The 17,386-nt window shown below is 37.3% G+C and carries 19 protein-coding genes, 1 other RNA gene and 1 pseudogene; 13 read left to right on the top strand and 8 right to left on the bottom strand.

Features of this window, described 5'->3' with window-relative positions; genetic code table 11:
- Positions 1–6: 6 nt before the first annotated feature.
- The 5 genes from lepB to ssrA all read left to right on the top strand — a co-directional run bounded on the left by lepB (position 7) and on the right by ssrA (position 2,155).
- Positions 7–519 (top strand): signal peptidase I, encoded by a 513-nt coding sequence (gene lepB, locus RTW14_RS17340; RefSeq protein ID WP_312653804.1) that lies wholly within the window; start codon positions 7–9, stop codon positions 517–519.
- A gap of 52 nt (positions 520–571) precedes the next feature.
- Positions 572–1,039 carry an SsrA-binding protein SmpB gene (gene smpB, locus RTW14_RS17335; RefSeq protein ID WP_312653801.1) on the top strand — a complete coding sequence of 156 codons (468 nt, stop codon included), beginning with the start codon at positions 572–574 and terminating at the stop codon, positions 1,037–1,039.
- Positions 1,040–1,103: 64 nt separating this feature from the next.
- Positions 1,104–1,397 (top strand): hypothetical protein, encoded by a 294-nt coding sequence (locus RTW14_RS17330; protein ID WP_312653799.1) that lies wholly within the window; start codon positions 1,104–1,106, stop codon positions 1,395–1,397.
- A gap of 139 nt (positions 1,398–1,536) precedes the next feature.
- The gene (locus tag RTW14_RS17325; RefSeq protein ID WP_312653797.1) at positions 1,537–1,779 is read left to right on the top strand and encodes a permease of phosphate ABC transporter; all 243 of its coding nucleotides are present in this window, start codon (positions 1,537–1,539) and stop codon (positions 1,777–1,779) included.
- 4 nt (positions 1,780–1,783) lie between these two features.
- Positions 1,784–2,155, top strand: a transfer-messenger RNA (tmRNA) gene (ssrA, locus tag RTW14_RS17320).
- 67 nt (positions 2,156–2,222) lie between these two features.
- On the opposite strand, the gene RTW14_RS17315 is transcribed toward ssrA, so the two are convergent.
- Positions 2,223–2,525, bottom strand: a complete 303-nt coding sequence (locus RTW14_RS17315; protein WP_312653795.1) for a hypothetical protein — start codon at positions 2,523–2,525, stop codon at positions 2,223–2,225.
- A gap of 258 nt (positions 2,526–2,783) precedes the next feature.
- Here RTW14_RS17315 and RTW14_RS17310 point away from each other — a divergent pair, with 258 nt between their 5' ends.
- From RTW14_RS17310 to RTW14_RS17305, 3 genes and pseudogenes are all read left to right on the top strand, one after another.
- The gene (locus tag RTW14_RS17310; RefSeq protein WP_312653793.1) at positions 2,784–3,413 is read left to right on the top strand and encodes an SHOCT domain-containing protein; all 630 of its coding nucleotides are present in this window, start codon (positions 2,784–2,786) and stop codon (positions 3,411–3,413) included.
- 128 nt (positions 3,414–3,541) lie between these two features.
- Positions 3,542–3,688 (top strand): annotated as a pseudogene (locus RTW14_RS18885) (S-layer homology domain-containing protein); the annotation flags it as partial.
- A 201-nt stretch (positions 3,689–3,889) separates the two neighbouring features.
- Entirely contained in the window at positions 3,890–4,516 is a 627-nt protein-coding gene (locus RTW14_RS17305; RefSeq protein ID WP_312653791.1) for a hypothetical protein, read from the top strand.
- A 91-nt stretch (positions 4,517–4,607) separates the two neighbouring features.
- Here the strand turns inward: RTW14_RS17305 and RTW14_RS17300 are convergent, their stop codons facing one another.
- Positions 4,608–5,753: an NAD(P)H-dependent flavin oxidoreductase gene (locus RTW14_RS17300; protein WP_312653788.1), complete on the bottom strand. Its 1,146-nt coding sequence runs from the start codon at positions 5,751–5,753 to the stop codon at positions 4,608–4,610.
- A 407-nt stretch (positions 5,754–6,160) separates the two neighbouring features.
- On the opposite strand from RTW14_RS17300, the gene RTW14_RS17295 reads away from it, so the two are divergent.
- The 4 genes from RTW14_RS17295 (at position 6,161) to RTW14_RS17280 (ending at position 11,858) form a co-directional block, all read left to right on the top strand.
- Positions 6,161–7,453 carry an MFS transporter gene (locus RTW14_RS17295; RefSeq protein WP_312653785.1) on the top strand — a complete coding sequence of 431 codons (1,293 nt, stop codon included), beginning with the start codon at positions 6,161–6,163 and terminating at the stop codon, positions 7,451–7,453.
- Positions 7,454–7,500: 47 nt separating this feature from the next.
- Entirely contained in the window at positions 7,501–8,967 is a 1,467-nt protein-coding gene (locus tag RTW14_RS17290; RefSeq protein WP_312653783.1) for an aminotransferase-like domain-containing protein, read from the top strand.
- A 3-nt stretch (positions 8,968–8,970) separates the two neighbouring features.
- Entirely contained in the window at positions 8,971–10,251 is a 1,281-nt protein-coding gene (locus RTW14_RS17285; RefSeq protein ID WP_312653781.1) for an amidohydrolase, read from the top strand.
- A 194-nt stretch (positions 10,252–10,445) separates the two neighbouring features.
- Positions 10,446–11,858 carry an N-acetylmuramoyl-L-alanine amidase family protein gene (locus tag RTW14_RS17280; RefSeq protein ID WP_312653779.1) on the top strand — a complete coding sequence of 471 codons (1,413 nt, stop codon included), beginning with the start codon at positions 10,446–10,448 and terminating at the stop codon, positions 11,856–11,858.
- A 135-nt stretch (positions 11,859–11,993) separates the two neighbouring features.
- Here the strand turns inward: RTW14_RS17280 and RTW14_RS17275 are convergent, their stop codons facing one another.
- From RTW14_RS17275 to RTW14_RS17250, 6 genes are all read right to left on the bottom strand, one after another.
- Entirely contained in the window at positions 11,994–12,320 is a 327-nt protein-coding gene (locus RTW14_RS17275) for a hypothetical protein (protein ID WP_312653777.1), read from the bottom strand.
- Positions 12,321–12,347: 27 nt separating this feature from the next.
- Positions 12,348–13,160 (bottom strand): ABC transporter permease, encoded by an 813-nt coding sequence (locus RTW14_RS17270; protein WP_312653775.1) that lies wholly within the window; start codon positions 13,158–13,160, stop codon positions 12,348–12,350.
- Between the two features lie 18 nt (positions 13,161–13,178).
- Entirely contained in the window at positions 13,179–13,952 is a 774-nt protein-coding gene (locus RTW14_RS17265; protein ID WP_331654505.1) for an ABC transporter permease, read from the bottom strand.
- On the bottom strand, positions 13,945–14,868 hold the full coding sequence (locus tag RTW14_RS17260) for an ABC transporter ATP-binding protein (RefSeq protein ID WP_312653770.1): 924 nt from the start codon (positions 14,866–14,868) through the stop codon (positions 13,945–13,947). The genes RTW14_RS17265 and RTW14_RS17260 overlap by 8 nt, the downstream gene beginning before the upstream one ends.
- Positions 14,869–14,993: 125 nt before the next feature.
- Complete coding sequence (locus RTW14_RS17255; protein WP_312653768.1) at positions 14,994–15,917, bottom strand: HAMP domain-containing sensor histidine kinase; 924 nt, start codon at positions 15,915–15,917, stop codon at positions 14,994–14,996.
- A 3-nt stretch (positions 15,918–15,920) separates the two neighbouring features.
- Entirely contained in the window at positions 15,921–16,631 is a 711-nt protein-coding gene (locus RTW14_RS17250) for a response regulator transcription factor (RefSeq protein WP_312653865.1), read from the bottom strand.
- Between the two features lie 176 nt (positions 16,632–16,807).
- Here RTW14_RS17250 and RTW14_RS17245 point away from each other — a divergent pair, with 176 nt between their 5' ends.
- Entirely contained in the window at positions 16,808–17,224 is a 417-nt protein-coding gene (locus RTW14_RS17245; protein ID WP_312653766.1) for an LptM family lipoprotein, read from the top strand.
- Positions 17,225–17,386: the final 162 nt, after the last annotated feature.

Here is a 17,386-nt window from a genome sequence, read left to right as displayed (position 1 = left end):
TTAGAAATGAAAGGATTAATTAAAGAAATATTAATAGCAGTTGTAATTGCATTTATCATTATGCAGTTTATAAAACCTACCATTGTAAAAGAGTCATCAATGCAGCCTACACTGTATGAAAATAACTACATACTACTGAACAAGCAGGCTTACAATTTTGGAGAACCGAAGAGAGGGGATATAGTCGTATTCCATACTGGATTGAAGCTTGAAAATGGAAAAGAAAAGATGCTAATAAAGCGAGTTATCGGACTACCTGGGGAAACTATAAGTATTGACGGCGGCAATGTTTATATTAATGATAAATTGCTGACGGAAGAATATACAAAAGATGGATATACGGATGGACATATTGACAAGTTAACTATTCCAGAGGGCGAACTGTTTGTTATGGGGGACAATAGACTGGTGAGCATTGATAGCAGACTGGATGAGGTAGGATGCGTAAAAATCGATGATGTATTAGGCAAAGCTTTCGTAAGGTTATATCCATTTAATAATATAAGAGTATTTAAGTAAAAAAGTATGGGGATAATAAGGCCATTGAGCCCTTCGAAGGGAGAGCATAGAAATGAAACAAAAAAAGTTGATTGCCAGCAATAAAAAGGCAAAACACGACTATTTTATAGAAGAAGTTTATGAAGCTGGTATGGTGCTTACTGGGACTGAAATAAAATCCATTCGTAATGGGAAAATAAATATAAAAGAGAGCTATGCTAAAATTGAAAATGGTGAGCTGATTATTTATGGAATGCATATAAGCCCTTATGAACAAGGAAACCGTTTTAATGTAGATCCACTTAGACCTAGGAAACTTTTGCTGCACAAACAGGAAATACGAAAATTAATAGGATTAACTACGTTAAAGGGACTGACTTTAGTGCCTCTCAATGTGTATATAAATCAGCAGGGTATGGCGAAATTGGAGCTTGCAGTGGCACGAGGAAAGAAAAATTATGATAAGCGTGAGGATATAGCCAAAAAAGATGCTGACAGAAAAATGCAACAGGCTGTTAGAAGAGATGCTAAAAACTACTAAATGCAAAAGCACTTCAATTGAAGTGCTTTTTTAGCTAAAATTAACTAATACATGGAGGATAGTAATGAGGAAAATTAAATTAATACCGGATATTCCTTTTTCTACTAATTGTGATATTTCCATTATTGATGTAACAGATGACAAGGAAAAGAAAAGATGTAAAATAAAAATAGAGTATGCAGAATCTGACGTCAAACAAATGAAAGAGAAGGGGGCATCGAAAGAGGAAGTTTTAGAAAATTATAAAACAATGATTTATGATGTTGTCAAATACTATATAGCAGGTGATTGGGAGTGTGTAAACGGATATGACACTGTTCTTAAAATCATTGAGGATAAAACAAAAAACTTTTTTTAGTAAAATATAGCAGTAAAAGTAATATAAATTTAATGTTGATTTTATAAAATTATTGTGTATAATTAATAAAACGATACAATTTAGCACATAATAGTCAATATAAGTTTCATGATTAATGTTGAAAGTAATGAGGTTATTTATGAAGAAGTTATTAAACTATGCAGATCGATATATGGAAAAGGCAAACTGGAAGGATATGGCATTATTGAAGATGTGCCTATGTTCTTTAGGTGTGATTATTGGAACCTCCGTTTCCAATAAAACCAAGAAGCCGGTAAAGAGAAGTGCTGAATTTGTATTTGTTATAACCTATATCCCGCTAATGATTAAGGCTGTAGTTGTATTCCTTGAGGGTAGAACAAAAGTTAAGAAAATCTATTAGTTATGGGGATGTAAAGGTTTCGACGGGGGTGTAGAAGCCTGATAAGCGAGCCGCAGTTTGCCAAGTCTGCGTTAAAAATGGCACGTTAAATATAAACGCTAAAAATAATAACAATTACGCATTAGCTGCATAGTTCAGCGCCGCGCACAGCGGTAGCGTCGTCGGCCCACATTCACCCGTAGGTGTGGAACCCGGCGTCGACATACGGGAAAACTCTGTGTGAGCTCCTAGTAGCACAGGGGACTAATAGGATAGCGGACCTGATAGCCTGCCAACGGGCGATCGGAGAAGCGAAACAATAAAACATTGGCTGCGCTCGGAGAAATTCATGTGGAAATGCTTTCGGACAGGAGTTCGACTCTCCTCATCTCCACCACAAAACCGTTGAAATTTCAACGGTTATTTTTTTAGAAATGTCATTTGTCGTAAAATTGTCGTAAAAGTTATTTTTGACTGATGAGTTTTGAGAAATAATCATCCATCTTTTGTGCTGCTTCCTGATTACGGCATATCCATTTTCGGTTATTATCATCTAATAGAATTCCCCAATAGCTTTCGGTATCACGGTAATCGATACGATTGCTATCAACAACTTTTCTTAAAATTGATTTTATAATAGCATCGATTGTCGTTGCTATTTTGCTAATATTTGATTTCTCTAGTTCAAATTTCTCCACTTCTGTAGTTATATTGGATTCTTCGTCAGCAGCTTCTTTGCTTAATGCACTTTTAATCTTAATGCTCATAAAATTGGTGGTATAGAAAGCAAAGAAGATAGACTGTCTCTTATGGATAAATTGCAAGGAATATCTGAAGACTGATAGAGCTCTTGTAATAAGACTAATTAAAGATATCAGAAAGATATTAATAACATAGCCGATCCAAAAATAGGGCGGCATTTATATTTTCATAATTAAAAATCCCCTACTTTGTTGCAATATGGAAAATTATGGAGTAGTATAGAACATATATGTTTACGAAATTGTATATAAAAGGAGACTGTCATGGGAAAAAGCAAAGAAGATTTAATGGAAGCATCAAATAATGAAGTTCAGGTTTGGACACCCACAATAACTGTAAATAACTATTTTGAGATTGACGATCAAAACAAGAAATGGGCAGTTTTGAAACAAAAAATTTTTGGAGGAAAAGGGGCACCACTATGTATCTATAACTATACTGACTTACTAAGCTATGAATTAATTGAGGATGATGCATCAGTGACAAAAGGAGGGCTGGGAATGGCTGCTCTTGGAGCATTGACTTTTGGAGGTGCCGGTGCAATTGTAGGAAGTGTAGTTGGTGGTAAAAAATCAAAGAAATTTGTAAATAGTCTTAAGATAAAGATTACTGTAAAGGATATGGGAACCCCTCCTATTTATATTAATTTTTTAACAACAAAAACAAAATGTGATAGCTTTATATATAAAACTATTTTCGAGTCAGCACAAAAGGTTCTTGCTGCACTTGAAAGAATTAAAGATCAAGTTGATTCACAAAACAATACGCCTACAGTCACTGAAGATAAAAATAATATTGCAGATGAAATCAGAAAGTTTAAGGAACTTTTAGATGAAGGTATTATATCCGAAGAGGAATTTGCTGCTAAGAAACAGCAGTTATTGAATTTATAAAAAAAATAGTAAATGCTGGGCAAAATAGCTCAGCATTTTTTAGTGCGGTCTTAGTATCTTTTATAGGTCAGAATACTTTGTTAAGAAGTTTCTAAAAATGAAAATATAAAACTCGGTATTTTGTCGTTGGAAATGGAAACTTTAAACCAGACAGGGAAATTAGCCGTGAAGAAATGGCTTCAATGCTTTACCGATTTGCAAGCTTTATGGATTCTTCTTTAAGTAACACTACAAATTCACAGGTGAACTATGGGCAAGTGCGCCAGTCTTATTAATAAGGCTGGCGCACTTTTAGATATGGTAGCGTTTTTACTATAGTTAGATGTTAAAGTTGTCTCACTCCAAGAAAATCTATGTGTCTGGGCATAAGCCTCAATTTGGATTTTTGTATTCTTGGTTAGTATTTTTTATGATATACTGAGGTCATATTATTTATTGAGCATGTAATCAAATGGAAATTTAAGGGGGGGAACTGTTTGCAATGTAAATTCGGAAAAATTAAACCAACTATGCAATACCGTTCAATTCTTTTTACTGTAACAATTGGTATAATTTTAGGACTAGTTGCCAAGCTTGTGGACGTACCTCAAATAACAGGGACTCTGCCCATATTGGATGACATATTTGGACGATTTGGTGTATGGATTTTTATAGCAACACTATTATCTGTTTTTTCCAATACTCCTGTATATGCAGCAATAAGAGTATTTAGCTTTTTTATCTCAATGCTCTTAACATATTATTCATATACAATTTTATTTCTTGGGTTCTTTCCTAAATCACAAATAATTTTATGGAGCATTATATCGATATTTTCGCCTATCTGCGCCGCAGTCATATGGTATGCAAAGGAAAATAAAAGTATTGCAAATATCCTGGCAGCTTTACCAATCGTAGCATTGTGTACGGAATGGTATATAACAGGAGGGGAGAATATATTACTGTTCACATTCTATATATGTATGATAGTGTGTTTGTTAATCTATGTTCCCAAAAAGGCGAAGCGATGTCTGCCTGTTCTTCTAATTGCAGCAGGGATTACCCTATTATTGATAAGAGCAGGGTGGATGGATTTAATATACGGAGGATTATTAAATATATAAGAACTGTGCAAATAATGCATAAAAAAACAAGGGGGGCCTTGCTTTTTTTTTATATTTACTAGAAAAGAACATATCTTTATTGGCGTGCTTATTATATTAAATAAAAAGGAATGGAATAAGCTTCTTCTGCTTCCAGGACAAGGGTGCTCATTAAATCTTTTACTTTAACAATCTTATGGATTCGGTGTGCATTTGATCCGGAAAAAACCAGTCCTTCGTCGATGTTTCTGTTTACAGCATTAATCAGAGCTTGTGAAATACAATAAGCATCCTGTTGAGCCTGACAAGCCTTCATACAGCCTGAACAGTTTTTTATGTTTAAAGGGGTTGATTCTAACTGTTCGATGAATTTATTATTTAAAGTTCTTCCCGGCATTCCAACGGAACTTTTTATTAACTTTATATCTCCGTCTTTAGCATTTAGAATGGCATTTTTGAAGTTAATATGGGCATCACATTCCTCTGTTGCAATGAATCTTGTAGCAATCTGAACTGCTGAAGCACCAAGTCTTAGGTATTTGGCGATGTCTTCCCCGGTGAAAATACCTCCTGCGGCTACGATAGGAATCTTTTTATCGTATTTTTTTTCGTAAGGTTGGATTACTTCGAGGACTTCTTTAATAATCTGGTGGAGATTGGGCATAACATCTAAGGTTAATTCTTCCATGCTATAACCCAAATGTCCTCCAGCATCAGGACCTTCTACAACAATAAAATCGGGAATCCGATTATATTTTCTATCCCACAATTTACAGATGACAGAGGCTGTTCTGGCAGAAGAAGCCATAGGCGCAATTTTGGTTTTAGAGCCCTGTACGATTTCCGGAAGCCTGGTGGGAAGTCCAGCACCGGATATGATGATATCAATTCCTTCTTCTACTGCTGTTTTTGCAAGCTGCTCATAGTTATTCATGGCCACCCAAAAATTAACACCGAGTATCCCTTGAGGACTTAATTTCCTTGCAAGTCTTATTTCTCGTTTAAGTGCTCTGGCATTTGCTTCTAAAGTATTCGTTTTGAAATCTGGTTCTGAAAATCCAATTTGTACGCCGGAAATAATCCCGATACCTCCTTCATTTGCAACTGCTGCTGCTAAGTTGGCCCGAGAAATCCCGATACCTCCTTCATTTGCAACTGCTGCTGCTAAGTTGGCCCGAGAAATCCCGATACCCATGCCACCTTGTATAATTGGAATACGAGCAGTTAAATCGCCTATCACTAAAGATGTTAATTTCATATGATCCTCCGTTCAATAGTCTGCTATAAGTTAGCGAAGATGATTTTGTTTTTAAAAACTATTTGACATAATTATTAATATTACATTATGAAATACTATAATTATATCATATGGTTCGAATACGTCAATAAGCCGAGTGCGAAAAATTAAATTTTTAATAAAACACGATTTTTGCTGCTTGAAAACGCTTAACCACCCTTTTGGATTCTCCAAGATGGTGGTGGCTGTATTAGTATGAGTTTATAATCATGTCAAGCACACATTTGGACTATGATTATTGTTAGTAACCTAGAGTTTGGACTACTTAAAATATTAATTCTATTTTTTTTTGGTACTTTTATAAAAAATTATATGAAATATAATGAATAAAAATATTTAAATTAATGGAATAATGAGAGGTGAATAAAATGGAATCTACTTCAAAACTTAGAAAGCACATATTTGTGCTAGTAGTAATAACCATTGCAGGTGCAATGATATATGGGCTTCCTTATTTTAGATCATATTTTTATGATTCTTATCTCAGCACGTATCATTTGACAAATACTCAGATGGGAGCCTTTGGATCAATGTTCGGTATTTTCGGAATGATATCATATCTGTTTGGCGGCGTTGTTGCAGACATGGTATCTCCTAGAAAGTTAATGTCCGCTTCGCTGATACTGACAGGAATTGGAGGTTTTCTTCATCTGATGAATCCGAGCTATATAATGCTACTCGCAATATATGCCATGTGGGGATTTACTTCTTTATTTGCATTCTGGCCATCACTACTGAAAAGTTTGAGAGAAATTGCAAACGATGATGAACAAAGTAAAGCATATGGCTTTATGGATGGAGGAAGAGGCATAGTTTATGCCATAGATGGGGCTTGCATAGTAGCCATATTTGCCTATTTCAGCAAAGTAAGCAATGATGCGGCAGGACTTAATGGGGTAATCACATACTATTCGATTATAGCCGTTGTTTTGGGAGTTATGGTATTTATTCTACTAAAAGATTCAAAACCTTCAGCAGAAAAAGTAGGTAACATTGAGCAAAGCGATAAAATTTCACTATCACAAGTTATTGAAGTAGTCAAAATGCCAGCAGTATGGATACTTTCTGCAATATTGTGCTGTACATATGTAATGAACATAGCTTTCTATTACTTTACTCCGTATGCAACATCTAGATTTGGTCTGGCAGCAACTGCAGGGGCTTTCATAACCATTGCTGCGCAGTATGTGAGACCAGTAGCTTCCTTCGGCGGAGGAATATTTGGAGACAAAATTGGAAGATCAAAGGTTATGTATGTAACATTTTCTATGATGGCAATCGGAACCTTGCTGATGGTCGTTATGGGTAATATGAGTTCTACTCTGTTTATTGTTTTATGTATCCTTATTTATGCAGGTATGTACGGTGGATATAGTTTGGTATTTTCTATGATGGAAGAGGGTGGAATTCCTATAAGAGTGGCTGGAACTGCCATTGGATTGGTATGTACATTGGGATACCTTCCAGAGGTAATCGTACCGTTTGCTTCAGGTAAACTCCTGGATACATTTGGAGATAGTGCGTATCGTTATATGTTTATTGGTATTACAATTATTATGGTCATAGGCATTGTAATGTTGACTATATGGGACAGATATGTAAAAAAAATCAAAAAGAACAGAGAATTGGCTGCAGCTGATGAAACTGCAATCAATGCATAAAAATATGATTGAATAATTACTGACTTTCTAATATTATAATTTATGTTATGAATATTAAAATTGATAGAAACTGCGAAATGCCCTATTACATGCAGATCGTTAGGGCCATAAAAAATATGATTGAACATCAAGAACTAATACATGGTTATAAAATGCCTTCTGAAAGAAGATTGGCAACGGAGCTTGACGTTCATAGAAATACAGTTATTAAGGCTTACAGTGTTTTAGTATCTGAGGGATTTATGACTGTATCACGAAGTGCGCCTAAGGGTTATTTCATTGATATACCCGCTGAAGACGATAACTTTACTAACAGGTTTTTCCCTTTAGAGAAGATGATATTGTACGATTATGATCGTCATACTAAAAAGTTTATGGATATATTTGCCGATACATTCAGTGACAAATATATTTCATTTGCAGGAATCAATATGAGCAAAGAATGCTCACCGGTTAAAGGTATGGAGGATATCATCAAAAAACTGCTGGAGAAAGCTTCAGATGGAAACATTTTATTAGCAAAACTCAATGAAACAGAGCGTACCAAGCAAAACATATGCAACATGCTGGTAGACGAGAATGTATATGTAAAACCACAAAATATACAGTTGATTTCTGAAACAACCAAGGCATTTAATCTCATTACTACCTTATATATGAGACAAGGAGATTGTATCATTGTGGAAGAACCTGTCATGCCAGATGCTGTTTCTATTGTTCGGAACAAAGGCATAGAGGTTATCACTGTACCAATGGAGAACGATGGAATGGACATGGGGTATTTGGAGAATATGATTGTTCGGCATAAGCCAAAATTTGTTTACACTATGCCGACATTTCATAATCCAAGCGGCATAGTAATGTCTTTAGAAAAACGGATAAAACTTCTTGAACTGACACATAAAAACGGGGTTCCAATTATCGAGGAAGATTCACAGCGTGATTTCCGATACACAGAAGAACGTATTCCAAGTTTATACTCATTAGACAGATACAAATCCGTGGTGTATATTGACTCTTTTACCATGTTATTTCCTTATGGGATTAAAACTGGATACGTAATAGGGCCTACGGATCTTGTGAAAATGCTAGGTGTTCTTGTGTCTTTAGATGAAATATTTATTGATAATATTGGTGATTTTTTGCTGAATGAATATATAGAACGTGGGCTGCTGAAAGAGCATACGCTTGAGCTCGCCAACCATTATAAAAGGAAAAGAGACTTAATGTGTTGTTGTCTTGACGCCATATCAGACAAAGGAATCACATATGATAAACCGCGAGGTGGGGTGTTAATATGGTGTTCACTTAGCAATGACATCAGTGAGAAGGGGGTATATGAGGAAGCAGAAAAAAGGGGAGTACTGGTAATGCCAGGATTTGTATTTTATCTTGATAAGTACAAAGGTACGGGGCATTTGCGCCTTTGCTTCTCTAATGTCAGTGATGATGAAATAAAAAGGGGCATAGAATTGTTGGGAGAAGCAATTGATGCAAGCAAAAGAAAGGTTTGAAAAATGAATAAGATAGTAGAGTACAGACGGGAATTTCACAAGTATCCCGAATATGGCTGGCATGAGTTCAGAACTAGTGCCAGAGTTGCCGAAATTCTTACTGAACTGGGATATGATGTACTAATGGGGCCTGACGTCGTCAATACTGACAGTATTGGCGAACCGGAAAAATTGACACCTGAGCAGAGGAATGAGGCTATGGAAAGAGCTGTTAGACAGGGAGCAAAGCCATCTTATGTAGACAGAACAAAGGGATATCCAGGTGTTCTGGCTGTGTTTGATACTGAGAAGCCTGGCCCGGTCACTGCATTTAGATTTGAGATGGATTGCCTGCCATATCAGGAGCCTGAAGAAAAAGACTACCGACCTTTTGATGAAGGATATGTATCCGTTAACAAGGGCAGGGTTCATGCATGTGGTCATGATGGGCATACAGCGATAGGCATTGGAATTGCAGAAGAACTTATAGGCAAGAAAGGACAACTTTCAGGGAAGATTAAGCTGATATTTCAGCCAGCCGAAGAAACCTTCTATGGGGCTCAATCCATTGTAGATAAAGGGCACCTAGATGACGTGGATTATTTCTTAGCAATGCATATCGCATTAAGTGGGGAAAACAGACCATTGCCATCAAATACGATTGCATGTGGGTGTAAGGATTTTCTCAGTGACAGACAGCTGGATGTCTATTTTGAGGGAAAAGCGGCGCATCCGTGTGGGGCTGCTCAGGAAGGAAAAAATGCACTGCTTGCTGCATGTTCGGCAGCGCTTAACATCCATGCTATAGCTCCTCACGAAGCAGGTCTGTTCAGAGTAAACGTTGGTGAAATACATGCGGGTGTATGTGCAAATACAATAGCACCTAATGCATTGATGCGTCTGGAATATAGAGGGCAGACGCAAGAAATCAGCGAATATGCGGGTAAACGTGTATTTGACATACTTGATGGAACCGCCAAGTCTTATGATCTGTCCTATAACTATATTGATTATGGAGAGGTACCAGCCGGTGTAAGCGACGATGAAATCATGGAAGTAGTTAAGCGCGCAGCAGGTAAGGTTCCATGGTTTGAAAAAATTTACTTTGAAGGCAACGTAGGCGGCACTGATGATGCAGCAGTAATGATAAATAAGGTCCAGAATAACGGTGGAAAGGGCACTTATATAGGAATCGGTACGGACACTACTTCACCTTTACATAATGCTAGGTTTGATTTTGATGAAGATTGTCTGGCTGCAGCAGTAGATATGTGCATGTATGCACTTGAAGAAATTCATAGGTAGGAATAATAACCAGATTTAAATAAAGGTATGGGCTAGTGAAAATTGTAAAAATTACAGTTTTCGTTAGCTCTATTTTAGTGTCTCGATTTTTGTATAACATTTGTATTACCATTTAGTTATAAAATAGATTTTTGTCGTTTCCTCTGCTATAATCTTTATATAAAATAATGATATTGTGCAAAAGAGGTTTTTTAATGATTAAAAAAATAAGTTTTATTAATATATTTATTAGCATATTTGTATTCCTAATGGTTTTCTTTGTGATTATGGGAAAACCAGTTGCTGCAGCAACCCACGATGACATTAATCTTGTGATTAATAACGAGCAAGTAGCGGCAGATGTTATGCCAATTATTCAAAACGATCGGACCCTGGTTCCGGCAAGGGCAGTTTTTGAGACCCTTGGAGGAAATGTAGAATGGGATCAGAGTAATTATATGGTTACCGTTAAATACGACAATATTGTCGTCATTCTTAAAATCAATAATAAGGTTGCTACGGTAAACGGTGAAGAAAAAACGCTGGATGTTCCAGCCGCAATAATAAATGGCAGGACCATGATTCCTGCAAGGTTTGTTGCAGAGGAACTAGGGTTTCTTGTTGGATGGGTTGATTCCACACGGACCGTAACAATCACTTCACCTGAAAAGCCTGAAGAACCTCCTGTGATTACAGGTAGCGTCACAGAAGTTCTGGCAGAAAAGGGGAACTCAACTAAAGACAACACAAAAGTAACCATTCAAATTTCAGAACCACTTAAATCAGTAGGTAGCTATTCTACCAGTATGTTGACCTCGCCTGACAGATTTGTTCTGGATATAAAGGATTTTATGGTAGACTCAAAGGTATCGGACTTGATTTATGACCAAAAGGACTCCCCATTATCAGCAGTAAGGATTTCTGCTTATAATAAAAATGATGTTAGAATTGTATGTGACCTAAAGGAAGCAACAAATCCCGTTGTGGATTTGTCTAAAGATGGTAAAACCTTGACAATTTCCTTTAGAACTTTGACTACATATTTTAATCCCATGGAAGATGGAAAATTGGTAGTGATGCTGGACCCGGGTCATGGGGAATCTACGGCGGGCAAACGAAGTCCAGATGGTTCGTTAAGAGAGTATGAGTTTAATCGGGCTGTGGCAGATAAAATGAAAAACGTTTTAGAGGCTAAGGGAATTGAAGTGCTTCTTACAGTAAATAGTGATTCTGATTCAAGCCTCTCGGAAAGATGTGCAAGTGCAAACAATTCTGATGCTGATATTTTTGTTAGTATACATGCGAATGCTTTTGGCAACGGAAGTGAATGGACTAGCCCCAGTGGTTGGGAAATCTATTATTTTCAGGGAAGCGTTGTGGGCAATCAGCTTGCAAAGGACATCTCGAGTTCTAATTTTCCACAAATAGGCATCTATAATCGGGGCATTAAAACAACAGAAAATTTATATGTAATCAAACATACATCCATACCCTCTGTATTGATAGAGCACGGGTTCTATACAAATGCTCAAGAAGTTGAACTATTGAAAAGCAATGAATGGAGAGATAAAGTGGCAAGTTATAATGCAGAAGGTATTATGAAATTCTTCAATTCTTATAAAAAATAACAGAATCTTTCATATTTCACTTCTGCCATGAGAAGTATCGACTCTTTAAAATAAACAGCCCCCTAAACTCGCGGGTTTGGAGGGCTGAAAAGAGTATTAAAGCATTTTAAGATATGGCGGGTTCTTACGGCCTTATCAGATTAGATGTGGAATTACCACAAAGACCAAAATGCCTACAAGATATAGACTGTTTACCCCAAGTGAAACCTTTGTGTTCGTATCTCTTAAGTGCTTTTTGACAAACAGGAAAAGCGAATAGCAAAAGCCAAGTGCGATAAAAATACAATAGCCAATTATGATGGCAGTGGCTTTTGGGTCAGTAGGATTCCATAAAAAAGCTATTGTAAATGGAACAAATATAGTGATTAATGCAATTGTACTTAAAATTTTATCTTTCATAATGATATCACCTCTTTCGTAAATTTCTAATTTGATGGATCTGGTAAACTCATCTCCATCCACATTAAAAACACCACCCTCGCCGAACAACTATCGGCATTTTTGCCCTTGCCTTAGGAACATACCGGCTGTTTTGTGTTTTTTACTCTTGGAAGCTGTTTGTGGTGGATTTGTCAGCATCACAATTATGATTGTGAGCAAAAGCATGACAGCCAAGGATAAGATGGACAAAGTGAGCTTTCCGGGTTCGGAAGTGTTCATGAATGTTTCCGTATCAAATCTCATAACCGTCAGCCCAGACAATATCGGATACAGACTGCGCATTGTAACGTTTTTGATAAACATGGCGCTATATCCGAAGAGGAAGGATATGACAACGCCGCCCATAAAAACTCCCGGCCTCCTGCTTGTAACAGCAATGATGGGCAGAACCGCAATATATGTGGAAGATGATATCCCTAATATCTGTAAAAGGCCTGTGAACAAAATAGCAATGCTCAGTCCTGAAATACCGGACAGCAATCCGACAACCAGAGTTACTGCATAGCTGTATAGCCCCAACAGTACACTTAAGATTCCCATTGCCAGCAGTTTTCCGAACAACAGGCGTTGAAAGCTTATCGGAACAGGTAAGATGTTTTTCAAGGTGTTGTCAGTGTATTCCCGATTGATTAAATAGCCGCCAATCAAGGTGAAAATTACAGGCATAAAAATCGTTGCGCTATTCCATATGGTACTGTTAAAGAGAGCGGAAAAGTCAAAATTTTGTGTTGTGGTCTCCGGAGTGGCGACTGCCTGCGTGAATACAGACAAAATTGCAGGAAGGGTCATACCAATAAGGCCAATGAGCAAAATATGAAATCGCTTTAATTTTAAAAATTCGGTTTTTAAAATACGAAGCATAAAGATACCTCCTTTTCTTCAAATTTCTCTGCGTCGATAGATGCGGATCATCAAATAGATGCAAACTGCCGCTTCTAACAAAAGCACACCAAAACATACATATGCCGGTACAAAGTATTGGCTGAAGCGATTGTAAAACTCTGTCTGAATTTCACCGGTGGGCGTGTAAAACTGATACAGCCATCTGAAAATCATGGGGATAGGCATAAGCGTTCCCGCATTCACCCCGAAAGGCTGCATCATAATGGCATCGCTGAAATGCATTACATAATTTAACAGTGTGTAAAAGAACACAATAATCACCGAGAGAATGTAGCTTTTGTTAAACCAGATGACCAGTACAATGCAAGGAAGCGCAGCCGCCCACATGAGTACACCCGTTGATGCGGTTAGAGAAAACTGAGAAGCAAAGTCATTCACCGGTATATTTTGAAAAATAGCAATTGCTGTGCTAACCGTAAAACCCATTAGTTGAAAAGCTACTGAAAAAAACAATAAAACCAATAACTTTACAATAACCAATTGCTTTTTTGACACTGGAATGCAGAGCAGATTTTTTAATGTATCATTGTCCTGTTCTACAAAAAACACGTTAGCCGCCATGATAATCAGCAGTGGCATTAAAAGCAAAAAAGCATTGTCCTCTCTTACTCCAGACTGGATGCTTGCAAAATTGGAATCTGACAGCAATGCGGCATTGAAAAGAGGAAAAATGAAAGCTGCCAGTATTCCAAAGAGAAATATTCTCTTTCTTTTGAATTTTTTAAATTCGCTAAGAAGCAGGTTATGCAATGCCTTCACCTCCGGTTATACGCTTGAAGTAATCCTCCAAGGTATCTTCACAGGTGTGAGCTTCGGATACCTCCAATCCGTTTTCAATAAAAGCACGGTTGAGTGCAGCCACAGAAAAATTGCTATCATACAGGCGTAAGCTGTGGTCATTTTCCACTGTAAAGTTTTTTACACCAAAGTTTCTCTCCATGATTCTGGCTGCTTGCGCTGTGTCAGAAACACCAAAATGAATGTATTTACCGTTTTTTTCTTCCAGTTGGGCAAGGCTTTCTTCTTCCAGTAATACACCGTGGTCGATAATTCCAATGTCATCCACCAACAGGGAGATTTCTGAAAGAATATGGCTGGAAATTAAAATGGTTTTCCCTTTCACATCGCACAGCCCCCGAATAAACGAACGCACCTCGGCAATCCCGATTGGATCAAGCCCATTGATTGGCTCATCCAAAATAAGCAGCTCCGGATCGTGCATAATGGCAAGAGCAATGGCCAAGCGCTGCTTCATACCAAGGGAGTACTGTGAAAATAGCTTTTTATCTTCGTATGGCAGCCCCACGACCTCTAGTGCGTCCCTTACAGCGGTACGCTTAGAAACACCTCTAAGCAGAGCAAAGATTTTTAGGTTTTCTGTGCCTGTCAAATTTGGATAAAATCCCGGCGCTTCAATTAAGCTGCCGATGCGGGGTAGAATTTTCTTTTCATTTCCCTGAATGCCTCTACCAAATATTTGAACTTCTCCGGAAGTAGGCCTCGTCAGATTCAGCAGCATCTTCATAGCTGTGGTTTTCCCCGCACCGTTTCTGCCGAGCAAGCCATAGATGCGGCCTTTTTTTACGTGGATATTTAGGTTTGAAACACTTTTCTGCTCTCCATATTGTTTGGTAAGATTTTTTGTTTCAATTATAAAATTACTCAAATTAAGAACCTCCTTTTCTTACTAAAATTAGTCTATCATGTCAATCTTGCATTAACCTTGCCGCAACCTTGCATTAACCTTGTAATTTGCATAAAACAAATCCCTGCCAACAGACAGGGATTTTCTTAATTCCTTTCGGGAAAACAAACGGTAAAAACCGTATACTGGTTTGGTACACTATGAACCGTAATTTTGCCATCCATTTTTTCGACCATCTGCCGAACAATGGACAACCCCAATCCGCTTCCCTTATTAGAACGGCCTTTATCACATTTATACAGTCTTTCAAAAATGTGCTGCAGATCCGGTTTTTCAATGCCGACCCCATTATCCTCTATACGAATTTTAATTTCTGCCTCCTTTTTTAACATTTTAATTTTAATCTGTGTGGCCTGACTGTGACTCATGACATTTTGCACTAAATTGTTGATGATGCGAGTATAACCGTCTAAGTCTACTTTTGCAAGTAACGGCTTTTCCGGAATTTCTATTTCACAATCCAGATGCTTTTCTTCGAAAATGGGAATCCAGTCTTTCAGAATATTTCTCGTTAATTCCGCAAGCTCTGTCTGCTCTATGGATAAAGAAAACTCACTGGAATTCAGTTTAAACCAGTCAAATAGAATATCAATATATTCTTTCAAATCGTGTGCTTTTCGCCTTGCAATTTCAAGATACTCCTCTTGGTTTTTTGGGGCAGCTACACCTCTGTGAATTGCATCCAAATACCCAATCAGGGTAGTAAGCGGTGTCCGTACATCATGTGAAAGGCTGGTCATAAGCTGACGATTGGTTTCGTCCGTTACTCTAAGCTGAGAGAGCTGTTCTTCATAATCGTAGACAATTTCATTCATTTTATAAGAAAGGTCTGCGGTCAATTCATTTCCTACGGCAAGGATTTTTCGGCTACCGTTTCCAGACTGAATATCATTCATGGTATCTGTCATATCCTTAAGCTGCCGTTTTACACTAATCAGTTTTATGAAGCAGCTAACCCCGAATAAAAGGGCAAGACAAAATAATATGCCTAAAATCACATTCAGAAGCATCCCCTACACCTCCTTGTTAAAACGATAACCAATCCCTTTTACCGTCTGGATATAAAATGGCGTGCCCGAATCAGGCTCAATCTTTTTACGGAGACGGCTGATGATTGCCATAATGTTGCTGTCATCATAAACGTAAGATTCACCCCAGACTTCCTCATAAATCTGCTGCTTAGTTAAAATTCTGCCTTGGTTTTTTGCACAGAACAGAAGAAGATCAAATTCTTTCCGCGGCAATTCAAATGTGCCATTTTGCGTAATAACACTTCGACTGTCAAAGTCTATGGTCAGGCCTTTGTAAGTCAGGGGTTGTGAATGATTGTCTACAAAATTAAAACGTGTGTATCTGCGTATTAAGGAAATAATTCGAGCAATCAGTTCCTCCATATCAAATGGTTTTGTGAGATAATCATCTGCACCGGAACGAAGTCCATGTACTTTTGACATACTGTCATTTTTAGAAGTCAGCATTAGGATGGGAATGCTGCTTTGCTTTCGTATTTTTTTCATTGTCTGAAAGCCGTCCATTCCCGGCATCATCACATCCAAAACGATAAGATGGTAATCATTTTTTTCAAGCAATATCAGTCCATCTGCACCGGAATAGCAGTGCTCTGCACTTATATTTTCTTTTGTTACACTTTGTTTAATCAAGGCGCATAACTCTTTATCATCGTCAATTACTAAAATATTGTAATCCAATTTCAACCTCTCCATGCTAATTATTATTTTGTATTCCTCCATTGTGCTCTATAACTTTTAGTGTATATGCCAATGCGAATAAAATCAAGAGAACAAGTCTTACTTTTTGAGTTGTGCCGCTTTTCACAGTTTTTAATTGACTTTGGTAATATTTGGTAGTATTATGAAAGTTAGAATAGGGGGAAATGTTCATGAAGAGAATTTTAAGTTTAATAGTAATTGCTACTCTAGCTTTTGGTTTAGCCGGATGTGTCGAAACACCTGTTGAATCGTATACTCCAGATACAACGGGGTATGAGCAAGCGGATTTTGATGAATATATAAATAATATAGATGAGCACGTATCAGACAAGTTTTATTTTAGAGGAAAGGTTACTAGAGTAGAGGAAAAGCTTTTAGAACTCAATGATGAAGAGAATAATGTGTGGACAGGCTTAACATGTAAAGAAGTGACTAGCCAAGTAAGTGAAGGAGACGATATATATGTATTCGGCTTGGGTGCCAGCGCTTTGAATGAGAGTATTAACATGTTGATAATTAAAATTGACAAAGATGGAGAAGTTATTGTTGATCCAGAGATTGCCGCACGCTATCCAGATAGAATTTAAAAACACGGTTGATATTTTGTCCATTTTAAGGAATGGCAAAATATCAACCGTGTTTAATTCAAAATGAAATATACTATCCAAAGTATCTAATAGTCGGCATTAAGAAGAACCTAAAAGTTTTATATCTTTTCAAGGTGATTTTCGTAATAAAGTATTATATAA

Source organism: Aminipila sp., from assembly GCF_032051575.1.
In the GTDB taxonomy this organism is placed as follows: Bacteria; Bacillota; Clostridia; order Peptostreptococcales; family Anaerovoracaceae; genus Aminipila.
This window is presented reverse-complemented; position numbering and strand designations above follow the sequence as displayed.